The 11,900-nt window shown below is 55.8% G+C and carries 11 protein-coding genes; 10 read left to right on the top strand and 1 reads right to left on the bottom strand.

Going from position 1 to position 11,900, the window contains the following annotated elements:
- Genes HY011_21405 through HY011_21370 form a run of 8 tightly spaced genes read left to right on the top strand, consistent with a single transcriptional unit; the run spans position 1 to position 10,343 of the window.
- On the top strand, positions 1-993 hold the full coding sequence (locus HY011_21405) for an aldo/keto reductase (protein ID MBI3425489.1): 993 nt from the start codon (positions 1-3) through the stop codon (positions 991-993).
- A gap of 1 nt (position 994) precedes the next feature.
- Entirely contained in the window at positions 995-3,151 is a 2,157-nt protein-coding gene (locus tag HY011_21400) for a LamG domain-containing protein (GenBank protein MBI3425488.1), read from the top strand.
- 7 nt (positions 3,152-3,158) lie between these two features.
- Positions 3,159-4,853, top strand: a complete 1,695-nt coding sequence (locus HY011_21395) for a sodium/solute symporter (GenBank protein ID MBI3425487.1) — start codon at positions 3,159-3,161, stop codon at positions 4,851-4,853.
- A gap of 26 nt (positions 4,854-4,879) precedes the next feature.
- Complete coding sequence (locus HY011_21390; GenBank protein ID MBI3425486.1) at positions 4,880-5,590, top strand: ribonuclease activity regulator RraA; 711 nt, start codon at positions 4,880-4,882, stop codon at positions 5,588-5,590.
- A 40-nt stretch (positions 5,591-5,630) separates the two neighbouring features.
- Positions 5,631-6,782 carry a muconate cycloisomerase gene (locus HY011_21385; protein MBI3425485.1) on the top strand — a complete coding sequence of 384 codons (1,152 nt, stop codon included), beginning with the start codon at positions 5,631-5,633 and terminating at the stop codon, positions 6,780-6,782.
- Between the two features lies 1 nt (position 6,783).
- The gene (locus HY011_21380) at positions 6,784-8,049 is read left to right on the top strand and encodes an MFS transporter (GenBank protein MBI3425484.1); all 1,266 of its coding nucleotides are present in this window, start codon (positions 6,784-6,786) and stop codon (positions 8,047-8,049) included.
- On the top strand, positions 8,046-8,822 hold the full coding sequence (locus HY011_21375; protein ID MBI3425483.1) for a glucose 1-dehydrogenase: 777 nt from the start codon (positions 8,046-8,048) through the stop codon (positions 8,820-8,822). Before HY011_21380 ends, HY011_21375 begins: the two co-directional genes overlap by 4 nt.
- A 57-nt stretch (positions 8,823-8,879) precedes the next feature.
- Complete coding sequence (locus HY011_21370; protein MBI3425482.1) at positions 8,880-10,343, top strand: hypothetical protein; 1,464 nt, start codon at positions 8,880-8,882, stop codon at positions 10,341-10,343.
- A gap of 71 nt (positions 10,344-10,414) precedes the next feature.
- Here the strand turns inward: HY011_21370 and HY011_21365 are convergent, their stop codons facing one another.
- Positions 10,415-10,861: a hypothetical protein gene (locus tag HY011_21365; GenBank protein ID MBI3425481.1), complete on the bottom strand. Its 447-nt coding sequence runs from the start codon at positions 10,859-10,861 to the stop codon at positions 10,415-10,417.
- A 205-nt stretch (positions 10,862-11,066) separates the two neighbouring features.
- Here HY011_21365 and HY011_21360 point away from each other — a divergent pair, with 205 nt between their 5' ends.
- Complete coding sequence (locus tag HY011_21360; GenBank protein ID MBI3425480.1) at positions 11,067-11,291, top strand: hypothetical protein; 225 nt, start codon at positions 11,067-11,069, stop codon at positions 11,289-11,291.
- A 145-nt stretch (positions 11,292-11,436) separates the two neighbouring features.
- Entirely contained in the window at positions 11,437-11,769 is a 333-nt protein-coding gene (locus tag HY011_21355; GenBank protein MBI3425479.1) for a transposase, read from the top strand.
- The last annotated feature ends 131 nt before the right edge of the window (positions 11,770-11,900 follow it).

The raw sequence follows: 11,900 nt of genomic DNA, 5'->3' as shown, positions 1-11,900 counted from the left end.
ATGAACGCTACGGAATTAACTCAAATCGGTACAACTGAAGTCTATGCAACGCGCCTTGGCCTGGGGGCGGGAGTGATTGGTGGTCTCTTCGCAGAAGTTTCTGAAGAGGCCGCCCTTGCCACCGTGCGCCACGCACTCAGCCTAGGGATCAACTACATTGACACCGCGCCGCTCTATGGACACGGCAAGAGCGAAGCGCGGCTCGGCTTAGCCTTAGAAAATGTCGCGCGAGACTCGTTTGTGATTTCTACCAAAGTGGGACGCTTGCTGCTTCCGACACCTCAACAAGCTGAAAGTATTTGGTTCAAAAATCTTCCTGCGCTTGAACCCGTTTTTGATTTCAGCTATGACGCGGTGCGTCGCTCGCTCACCTCAAGCCTCGAGCGATTGAAACTCGACCGCGTAGACATCCTGCACATTCACGACCCTGACGGCGCTTTCGATGAAGTGATGCAAGGCGCTTACCGAGCGCTGCACGAATTGCGCGAACAAGGCGTGGTGCGAGCAATCAGCGTCGGCTGTTGGGATTCGACTTTGCTCACGCGCTTTGCGGAAGCGGGCGACTTCGATGCTTTTCTGCTGCCGGGAAAATACACGTTGCTTGATCAATCGGCGCTGGATGAATTGTTGCCGGTCTGCGCTCGCAAAAACATCAGCGTGATCGTCGGCACACCATACGGCAGCGGCATTCTGGCAACCGGCTCGCGCACGGGAGCGAAGTTTAATTACGAAGACGCTGATCCGCAGATGCTCGACCGCGTGCGAAAAATGGAAGCCGTCTGCGCACGCTACGAAGTTCCGTTGCAGGCGGCGGCATTGCAGTTTCCGTTCGGTCACGCGGCGGTCGCTTCGATCATTCCCGGCGCGCGTTCGCCCGAAGAGGTCGAGACAGGAGTGCGAATGTTCGAGTGGCCGATTCCCGCTGGGCTGTGGGAAGAATTCAAAGCCGAGGGATTGATTCGCGCTGATGCGCCAACGAGGAACCGTGAATAGTATGCAAATCAAAGTTTCAATCTGCGCTGCACTCTTGCTGACTCTCTTCATCAACCCATCAACTCTCGCCCAATCAAAGCTCGCCGCGCATTGGACGTTCGATCAAAAAGACGAAACGTTTGTGCGCGAAAAGATCAACGGCGCGCAGGATCAGCTTGCCGGAAATTTCAAATATGTGCTGGGTGTCGCTGGCAATGCGCTGCAATTGGATGGCTACACTTCTTCGGTGTTGCACAAGGCTCCGCTCACGCTCGGCCAGCAGTTTTCGGTGGAAGCGTGGGTTGCGCTCGAAGCCTATCCCTGGACGTGGTGCGCGGTGATTGATCACGAAAAAGAGCAACAGCAGGGCTATTACTTTGGCATTGATCCCGAAGGAGGCTTCGGGTTGCATCTGGCACTGGATGGGAAATGGCAAACCGCGACTTCTGAAGCCAAATTGCCTTTATACAAATGGAATCATCTGGTCGCCACGTTTGATGCGGGCGCAGGCGTGCGGCTGTACCTGAACGGCCAGCCCGCCGGAGCATTCCCGTTCAAAGGTATATTCACGGCGGCAACGGATGCAGATGTCTTGCTCGGACGCAATAAAAACGCGCGACCGCTGGCGTTTGAAGTGCGTGAAGCCAGACCGGTGCGCTGTTCGTTGGAAGGCATTCTCGATGAGGTCAAAATTTATCACGAGACGCTCAACGACAATGCCGTAGCCACACAATTCAGCGCGCAGCAAATCTCAGCAACTCCGCCTCTGCACGCGCCGTTGTTGCCGAGCGGCCCGAAAGGCAAAGGACGTTTTGGCGCGTTTTATGCGCGGCTGCAATACAACGAATTTTGGGACAGGCTCTGGCGCGTCGGCGAGCATCCCGATGTCGTAGTGCGTTTCGACAGGGCAGATTACCGCTTTGTCTTTTGGCGCGGCACGAGTTTCATTCCGTGCTGGGTTTCAGAGAACGGCATCTGGTATACCAACGAATTTTTCGAGACGAACAGCAAGGGCTTGCGCTCCGGCTCGGAGCCGATGGCGGATAAGCAGACGCGGTTCTCGCACGTCCGCATTATTGAAAGCACCGATGCGCGCGCGGTGGTGCATTGGCGTTACGCGCCGGTAGATGTGCTGTATGGCATCGCGCACGAAGACCAATCAGGCTGGGGCGATTGGGTGGATGAGTATTACACGATTTATCCCGACGGCGTCGCGGTCAGAAAGATCGAATTGCATTCGACGAAGCCAACGCTGCTGGCGGGCAACGGCCCCGGTTCAGGCGGCTTCCGCGAATTTCACGAATCCATCATCATCAATCCGCCCGGCACGAAACCTGACGACAACCTCAAAACCGAAGGGCTGACGCTGGCGAATATGAAAGGCCAATCGCATACCTATTCGTGGGCCGAAACGTCGCCCGGCGTAGTCGGCAAGCTGGACGCGGAACGCGCTAAATTTGTGATGACCGAACGCGGCGATTCCATCGCTCGCCGCAAATGGTTGCTGGAACCCGAAGCCGCCAACATCCATCTCGTCAATCTGAAAGCCAAATACAGCCCGTTCGTGATTGTTGATCCCAGGCTTGCGGCGATTGATGTTTACGCGGGCGAGATCATCCGCGAGCGTTCGATTTTTCCGTGGTGGAATCACTGGCCGGTCGCGCAACAGCTTGAATCAACCGGACGCTGGGCCGTCGCGCCGGATCGCGTTTCGCATAGTTCGCTGACCCATATTCATTGGCCTGCGCTTGAGCAAACGGGCAACACTACGACCAAAATTATGCTGAACGGCATGACCGAAGCGGCAGCGAACGCGCTGGTTCCGTTGGCGAGTTCGTGGTTGCAACCTGCGCCGCTCAAACTGTTGACAGGGGCGTTCAAGAGCGAAGGTTATTTGATGGCTGAACGCGCTTATGTCTTGACGGCGACGGGCGCGAATTCCAACGGGCTGAAATTTCAACTCGATGCCAGTCAAGCTTCACCGCTGCACAATCCAGCCTTTGTCATCAAAGGCTGGGGCGAATCCGAAGCGCAAATCACAGTGGACGGGAAAAGCGTCCCGCGCGGAGCGGAATTTCGCTACGGCTTCAACCGCACGTTGGAAGGGACTGACCTCGTTGTCTGGTTGAAACGGTCAGCCGAAAAAACAGTCACGATTAACCTGACTTCTAAACGATAAAACACCTATGAATGCATCCCTGATTGATGTGGCGGTCATCGCCATTTACCTGATTGGCATTACCGCCTTTGGCATTTGGGTCGGCTATCGCAAGAACACTTCGACCGAGCAGTATTTTCTCGCCAACAAATCGCTCGGCTGGTTCACGGTAGGCGCGGCGGTGTTCACCTCGAACATTTCCACCATTCATCTGGCGGGCCTCGCGGCAGGCGGCGCGAAAGACGGATTGGTCATTGGCAATTTCGAGTGGATGGCCTGCTTCACCCTGATTTTGCTCGCGTTGTTGTTCGCGCCGTTTTACATCAACTCCGGCGTAGCCACGCTGCCGGAATTTATGGAACGTCGTTATTGCCCGGAGGCGCGCACGTTTCTCGCAGTCATCGGATTGCTCGGCGCGTTGCTCATTCACATCGGCATCAGCCTGTTTGCGGCGGCGAAAGTGTTTGAGAGCTTTCTCGGCGTGCCGATGATTTGGACGATTATTGTGCTGTCGCTTTTCACGGTTGTTTACACCGCGCTGGGCGGATTGAAAGCCGTCGTGATGACCGAAAATATTCAAGTCGTATTGCTGTTAGGCGGCGCATTGCTAATCACCATTCTGGGCTTGCGCGCCTTGCCCGGCGTAGGCGTGACCGATTTCGCAGCATTCAAATCAGCCGTCGCGCCCGGTCAACTCAACATGCTACAACCGATCATCAATAACGAAGGGCATCTCAACGGTTTCTCGTGGCTGGCGGTGTTGCTCGGCTATCCGATTTTGGGCATCTGGTACTGGTGCGCCGACCAAACGCACGTCCAGCGCGTACTCGGTGCGCGGACGTTAAAAGACGGACAGAACGGCGCGATCTTCGCGGGCTTTCTGAAAATCACGCCGGTCTTTTTGATGGTGTTGCCCGGCATCATCGGTTACGTGCTTTGGAAAAAAGGCGCGATTCAACTGGTGAATCTGGCGGGTACAGATCATCCCGATTACAACACGATGCTGCCGACGTTGATCAATTATTTGATACCGGTCGGATTGCGCGGCCTGCTCGCGGCCAGCATGGCGGCGGCGTTGATGAGTTGTATGGCGGCGGCGCTCAACAGTTGCGCGACGCTGATTTCGATGGATGTGGTCAAGCGCCTGCATCCCGATGCTTCTGATGCGCATGTCGTGCGCGTAGGCCGCATCACGACGGGCGTCATTATGGTGCTGGCGATGTTGTGGTCTACGCAGGGCGATCAGTTTGGGACGATCTTCGAGGCGATCAATAAAATTCCGATGACGTTCGCGCCTGCTGTGACAACGGTGTTTGTGTTGGGCGTGCTGTGGAAACGCGGCACGAAACAGGCGGCGATGGCTACGCTGTATGTCGGTTCGTTGATTGGCGTGATTTATTTTCTGCTGGATTTGCCGAGCACGGGAAAATGGTTTTTGCCCGCCGATCAACTCAAAGATTTCGGCGGCATTGTCAGTGATCCGGTTCACGGTTGGGGCATTCCCTTTATGCTCGTCGGCCCGATTATCGCCGTGCTGTGCATTGCGATTTACGTCATCACCAGCCTGCTCACGCCCGCGATGGATAAAGCCGAAGTCGCCAAAGTCTGCTGGGATCATCCGTTGAGTTTTCTCAAAGGGCCAATCACTGCACTCAGTGATCCGCGCATTGTGTCGCTGGCGCTGCTGGTGACAGTGGGCGTGCTTTACTTTTTGTTGCGATAATTCATTTTCAGGGGAAGAAATCATTTATGGAAAACCCAACGTTCGCGCCGCTGCCGGAACACATCGTCGCGCAACTCAATGCTGTTAGCACGGCAACGATCAGCTATCAACTCGCCGCACGCGGGTTTGGCAATACGTTTATGGCGGGACTTGCGCCGCTGCGCCCTGATCTGCGTTTGTGCGGACGTGCGGTGACGTTGCGCTACATTCCCGTGCGGGCAGACCTGCTCAAACAAAAGAATGATGAAACGAACGCGCAGCGACAGTTGATCGAAAGCATCGGCGCGGGCGAAGTCATGGTGATTGACGCGCGCGGCACGATGGCTTCGGCCAGCATCGGTAACATTCTTTCGACGCGCGTGCAGGCACGCGGCGCAGCGGGCATCGTGACGGATGGTTGCTTTCGCGATTACCCCGCGATTCAGGCGATGGACTTTCCGACCTACGCGCGCGGACGGCACGCGGCGGTGAACTCTACCGCGCTCTTGCCGATTGACATCAACCTGCCCATCGGCTGCGGCGGCGTAGCGGTCGTGCCCGGCGATGTGATCGTCGGCGATGCCGAAGGCGTCATCGTGATTCCTTACGACATTGTCGAAGAAGTTGCGGCGGATGCGGCGGAACAGGAACAGGTGGAAGACTATATCCTGCAAAAAATTCGCGGCGGCGCTTCCAGCATTGGCCTCTATCCGCCGAATGACAACGTGCGCGCCGAGTTTCGCCGCCACTCCAAATAACCAACAAACTTTGCTGAACGAGAGAAGGAAGTAAATCGGGATGAAAGATCGAATCACAATCAAAGCTGTAAACCTCTATCCGGTGACAACGCCGCGTCTGTACGGCGAACCGAGCCAGCACATCATCGTGCGCCTGACCGCTGCGGACGGTACGACGGGCTGGGGCGAAATCTCCGATGTGTCGCATCTGCCCGCAATGATGCCGGACGTGCGCGACCTCGAAAGCTGTTTGCAAGCGTTGCTCGTGGGGCGCGACGCGATGAACCTGAATCAGATCGAAGACGCGATGCTGGCGAACTTTCCGGGCACACGCTTTCACGGCAAAGCGGTGCTGGCGCGCGCTGGTGTGAGCATTGCGGCGCACGATTTGAAAGCGCGGCTGCTGGGCATTCCGGTCTATGACCTGCTCGGCGGTAAGCGACGTGACCGCATCCCCATTTGCTATCCGATCTTTCGGCTAAAAAGCCGCGATGATGTAGCTGATCGTGTGCGACTGGTCAGAGAACAATTTCAGGTCGGCTTCACTGCGTTTCGTTTTTACTTCGGGCATTGCACCGAAGCCGATGAACAACTGCTCGAAACAATCTGCGGCGAGTTCGGCAATCGTATTCAACTGACTTCGCTGGATGGCAGCGGGCTGTTCACGCTGCCCGCGTTTTTGCGTGCGTATAAACGACTCGCACGCTTTCCTTTCGAGAGCATCGAAAGCCCGGTCGAACGCGAAGACATCGAAGCCATCGCCGAAGCGCGCCGCGCGATTGACCATCCCGTCAGCGAACATATTCGCAGCCTCGAATACGCACTGCGCTGCATCAAGCTGCGCGCGGTAGACATTTTCAATATCTCGATCACCGTCGCGGGCGGCATCAGCGGCATGATGAAACTGTTCGCGCTGGCCGAAGCTGCAAACATTGAATGCCTGATCGGTACGACGCAGGAATTGAGCATTGCGACCGCCGCGCAAGCCCACGTCGGTGCGGCTGCCGTGCGGTTGGATTACGCTTCCGATCCGGTCGGCCCGTGTTTGTATACCGCGGATGTCACACGCGAACCATCGCGCTTTGAGAACGGCGATCTGCTCGTGCCCGAAGGCATTGGACTGGGCATCGAAGTGGACGAAAAGAAAATCGAAGCGATTTCCGAATCCCTGAGTTCCGTCAAAGATGTGCTGACGAATTTCTCGCGAGGTTGATGTGAAACTAAGCCGCTTACGCTCGCTGATCTTGTTTTTGCTGTTTCTGTCCACGGTCATCAATTACGTGGACAGGCAGGCGTTGTCCGTCTTGCTGCCGACCTTGCGCGGCGAACTCGGTATCAGCAGCGCCGAATACGGCACGATCACGACGCTCTTTCTGACGGCTTACACCATTGGGCAATTGTTTGCAGGCATCGTGATTGATCGCATCGGCACGCGGCGCGGCTTTGCGCTTTCAATTGTGGCGTGGTCGTTCGCTGCCATCGCACACGCCTTTGCACGCGGCCCGCTGAGTTTCGGATTGTTGCGGTTCGCGCTCGGCATCGGCGAAGCGGGCAACTGGCCTGCGGGCGGCAAAGCTGTCGCGCAATGGTTTCCGCAACATCGGCGCGCGTTCGGGATGGCGGTCTTTGATGGCGGTTCCGCTGTCGGCGCAATCATCGCTCCGCCGATGGTTGCGGCGCTCGCGCTATATTTCGGTTGGCGCGCAGCGTTCGTAGTCACGGGCGCGCTGGGCTTCCTCTGGTTCGCGGCCTGGTGGTTCATTTATCAAACGCCCGAAGAACACCGCTGGCTTTCTGAAGCAGACCGCGCGACGGCAAGCAAAGACAGCGGCGCTGCGCAAACGCGCAAGGCAACTTTCGGCGCAGCGTTGGCGCAAATCATCGGCTGGCGTCAACTGTGGGGATTGATGGCAACGCGTATGCTCGCGACACCCGTGTGGTGGTTTTATGTGTTCTGGCTGCCCGATTATCTGAACAAAGGACGCGGCTTCACACTCAAAGAAATTGGCATGTTCGGCTGGATTCCATACCTCACCGTAGACATCGGCAAACTGATTGGCGGCGCGTGTTCAGACCGTCTGCTCGCACGCGGGCGCAGCGCCACGTTCGCGCGCAAAAGCGTCATGGTCGTGGGCGCAATCGCGATGGCCGCAGGCGTGCTGGTCGTAGGCGCAAACACTTCGGCAGGCGCAATTGCATGGGTGTGCGTGGCAACGTTTGGTTTTGGGTTATGGAGCGCGAACATTCTCGCCTTGCACGCCGATATTTTCCCCACCGAAACTATGGGAACCGCAGTCGGCCTGACTGGTATGGCGTCGAGTCTGGGCGGTTCGATATTCACTTACGCCAGCGGCTTGATGGTAGACCGCACGGGCTATCAACCGGTGTTCGCCATTGCGGGAACGCTGGCGTTGCTGGCCTGCATCGCCTTGTTCGTCGGCGTAGGTCGCGTCACCTCTCCACAACTGAAAACCGTATGAGGTTACCAGACAAAATCGCAGTGATTACCGGCGGCGGCAGCGGCATCGGACGTGCTTCGGCCAAGTTGTTTGCGGCTGAAGGCGCACAGGTCGTGATCGCCGAAATCAACGAAGCACAAGCACAACAAGTCGCACAGGAAATCGGCGACAAAGCGATTGCCATTCCCACCGATGTCACGAATGAAGATTCCATCAACGCACTGTTTGCCAAAGTGAAATCACGCTTTGGCAAGCTCGACATTCTCATCAGCAACGCGGGGCGTCCGTGGATTTCTACCAGCCTGAAGGCCACGAATGAAGATTGGGAGGCGTGCCTCAATCTCAATCTGAAATCGTCGTGGCTGTGCGCACGCGCTGCGCATTCGTTGATGATAAACGGCGGCAGCATCGTGACCACCGCTTCGACGCAAGGCTATCGCAGCAACAACCGTTCGTTTCCTTACTCCGCCGCAAAAGGCGGGCTGCTTGGATTGACGCGCAACTTGGCGGTCGAATACGCGCCCGATCAGATTCGCGTCAACGCTATTATTCCAGGGCAGATCGAATCGGTGCGCACCGAAGGCTATTTCAATTCCTTCACCGACCCGACCGAAGCCCGCCGCCGCGTGCTGTCAACGTTTCCGCTCAAACGGTTGGGCAAGCCGGAAGACATCGCCAAAGCCGCGTTATTCCTGGCTTCTGACGACGCCGAATGGATCACCGGCATCTGGCTAACCGTAGATGGCGGACGCGATGCCGCATTAGTTGATTTGTCGGATTTGAGAAACGAGTAACTTATGATTACCTGCTTCGTAAAATATCTGCCCGCCGCTTTCGTTATTTTTCTATCTCTGATTTTGCTTCCTCAAGTTAGTTATTCGCAGCAAATAAATAGCTCAAAAGATAGAGTTCAAACCGACCTCAAAATTGCGTTGCCCTATCTCGGCTCAGTGAAAGCCAGAAACGCCAGCGAGATTGAATCTTCCAACTGGTTGATCGGTTGCGAAACGCTGGATCGTGATTTTGCCGATTACGATCAGTACAAAGAATACCTCGCTCCGTTAGGCATTAAACGGCTGCGAATGCAGGCCGGCTGGGCTAAGACCGAAAAAATAAAAGGCCAGTATGATTGGGCGTGGCTTGATCACATTGTGAACGACGCGGTCAGCCGCGGCTTAAAACCGTGGCTGCAAACTTCGTATGGCAATACGCTTTATCCGGACGGCGGCGGCGCGAATTTAGGAGCCGGATTGCCTACCTCAAAAGAAGCGTTGGACGCCTACGCCAGATGGGTCACGGCGATGGTGACGCGATACAAAGGCAAGGTAAACGATTGGGAAGTCTGGAACGAACCGAACTTTGGCGATAACACGATCAACACGCCTGAAATGACTGCGGAGTTTAATATCCGCACGGCGGAGATCATCAAAAAGATTCAGCCTGATGCGAAAATATCAGGGCTGGCCTTGGGGCATATCGGACTCGAATTTGCAGATCGTTTTTTTAGTTATCTGGCTAAAAAAGGGAAGATGAAGCTGTTCGATAACATGACCTATCACGATTACGCCTATAACCCAGACGCGAACTATCACGAGGTTTATTTGCTCAGGCAGACGCTGGATAAATACGCGCCGGGGATGAAGCTCAGGCAGGGCGAAAATGGCGCGCCTTCAGAAGGCGGCACAGGGCGGGGCGCGCTTTGGGACTATAACTGGACGGAATTAACGCAGGCGAAATGGGATGTCAGAAGAATGTTGGGGAACCTCGGTCATGACATTGAATGCAGTGTTTTCGGCATCATTGAAATGGCGTATACCGAAGGACCAATCAATCGATTAAATCTGAAAGGAATCATTAAATCTGACGCCACCAAAAAAATAATTCGTCCGAAAACTGCTTATTACGCGATCCAAAATGTAACCTCCATTTTTGATAACACCCTCGAAAGAATTACCAGGCTGCAACCGACCCGCAACATCGCTGGCGCAGACTCCAACGAATTCAAGTATTCACAAACTACCGACCGCAGCCTTGCGGTTTATGGGTTCCGCAATAAACTCACGCAGAAACAGCTTTACGTGATTTGGATGGGTGAAAATATTCCGACAGATTCCAATCAAACCAAACTCCAGGCGTTTTCTTGCTCTAACGGAAACTTTGAAAGCCCTGTGTTGGTAGACATCATCACGGGTGGTGTTTACAAAATCCCGGCAGCGAAATGGAGCAAAAAGGGCGACACTTATACCTTCAAAGAAATCCCTGTCTATGATGCACCAATTGTCATTGCCGACAAAAGTTTGATCCCCCATCACTGATGTCTTGTCATTGCCTGATCTGTTTAATTTGAGGACGTTCGCCAAACCGTGCTTTCACAATGCCCGATGCGTCACGTATAGATTTCGATGGGGACAAGGGATTGAAAACGCGCGTGAATCACGACTTGGTAATGGCACGGTAGTCTGCCGTCCGCGCCTTTCAGCTTTGTCACGAGTTCGCGGGCGTAGCGAGGTTCGGTCATAAATTCCACGGCAGCCCACAAGCCGGAACTCGATGCGCCGCCAAAGGCTACGATTTCGCCTTTGCCGTGCAGCCCGGGCACGACGCTGATGAGCGCGTAATCTTTCTGCTGCATAAAATCTTTGGGATTGGGCGCAGGCGTTTTGAATTCGGCGGGTTCGCCTGCCTGCGGATTCACGTTGAGAATGGTGTTGGCTTTTTGCTCGAAGGCCAGTTGCACGAGAATGCGCTCGAACATGCCTGCTTTACCCGAGCCGACAAAGATGACGTTTTGCACGGCCAACTCTTCCCAAGTCAGCGCGTCTTGTCGTTTCAATTGCAACTCGCGTTGATGACGATCAAATAATTTCGTTAGCAAAAAGATGCCAGTGGCTTCGCCAAAACGGGTGTAGGTTTTGTCCCGAGTTAGGCTTTGAAGTTGCGGGAATTGATCATTGAAAGAGGTGCCGCGTATCCTCGTTGAAAATCTTTTGTACCCAACCGGTTGTGCGCCTGCGCAAACCTTCGACGGAGGATACGCGATGGGAAAAGCATCCCAGGAAAGTCTGTTGGTGACGAGGGAGGAGTTCAATGATCCGCTGGAAAGTCTGGCGCGGCTGGGGGCGCGGCAGCGCTTGCAGGCGGCCTTGGAAGCGGAGGTGACGGAGTATTTGCAGCGACCACGCGACGAACGCAGCGGGGTGGCGCGGGGTTCTCGCAGCGGCTCTTTGCCGGAGCGTTCAATATTCTGGGCAGCGGCGCGGTAGCGGTCAAAGTGCCGCGCGTGAGCGCCGCGCCAGCGGGCCAGCGCTTCCAGTCGCCGTTGGTCAAGCCCTATCAGAAGCGTTCACAAACCGGCGCGGCGCGCTTTCCGAACCCGCTTTGCGCGCGCTGTTGGGCGCCGAGGCGGCCGTGTCGCCGAGCACGGTCGCGCGGCTCAAGCCGCAGTTCAAAGAAAACTACGCGGCCTGGCTACAACGTGATCTGACGGCGGACAAGTTCGTTTATCTGTACGCCGACGGCTTGTACGTGGCGGCGGGCTTGAGCGATGAAAAAGCTCGTCTGTTGGTGGTGATGGGTGTGGATACGGCTGGGCAAAAGCACTTTCGCGCGTGGCAAGCCGGTTACCGCGAGTCGAGAGAAAGCTGGCTGGAGGTCTGGCGCGACTTGCAAAAGCGCGGCTTGAACGCGCCCACGCTGGCGAGCGGTGATGGCGCATGGGGCTTCTCGCGCGGCGCTGGGTGAAGTCTTTCCGCTGAGTAAACAACAACTGTGCTGGCTGCCTAAAATGTGTAACCTGCTCGACAAACTGCCCAAGAAGGAACACGCCGAAGCGGTGTTACGACTGCGCGCCATCCAACGCGCGTCGTCCCGCA

This window comes from Acidobacteriota bacterium (assembly GCA_016196035.1).
Taxonomy (GTDB): Bacteria; Acidobacteriota; Blastocatellia; order RBC074; family RBC074; genus JACPYM01.
The sequence above is the reverse complement of the archived record's forward strand: the minus strand, read 5'-3'. Positions and strand labels throughout refer to the sequence as shown.

Excerpts from the sequence above, each read along its gene's own strand:
- HY011_21405 (MBI3425489.1), top strand. The coding sequence starts at position 1 with ATGAACGCTACGGAATTAACTCAAATCGGTACAACTGAAGTCTATGCA.
- HY011_21400 (MBI3425488.1), top strand. The coding sequence starts at position 995 with ATGCAAATCAAAGTTTCAATCTGCGCTGCACTCTTGCTGACTCTCTTC.
- HY011_21395 (MBI3425487.1), top strand. The coding sequence starts at position 3,159 with ATGAATGCATCCCTGATTGATGTGGCGGTCATCGCCATTTACCTGATT.
- HY011_21390 (MBI3425486.1), top strand. The coding sequence starts at position 4,880 with ATGGAAAACCCAACGTTCGCGCCGCTGCCGGAACACATCGTCGCGCAA.
- HY011_21385 (MBI3425485.1), top strand. The coding sequence starts at position 5,631 with ATGAAAGATCGAATCACAATCAAAGCTGTAAACCTCTATCCGGTGACA.
- HY011_21375 (MBI3425483.1), top strand. The coding sequence starts at position 8,046 with ATGAGGTTACCAGACAAAATCGCAGTGATTACCGGCGGCGGCAGCGGC.
- HY011_21360 (MBI3425480.1), top strand. The coding sequence starts at position 11,067 with ATGGGAAAAGCATCCCAGGAAAGTCTGTTGGTGACGAGGGAGGAGTTC.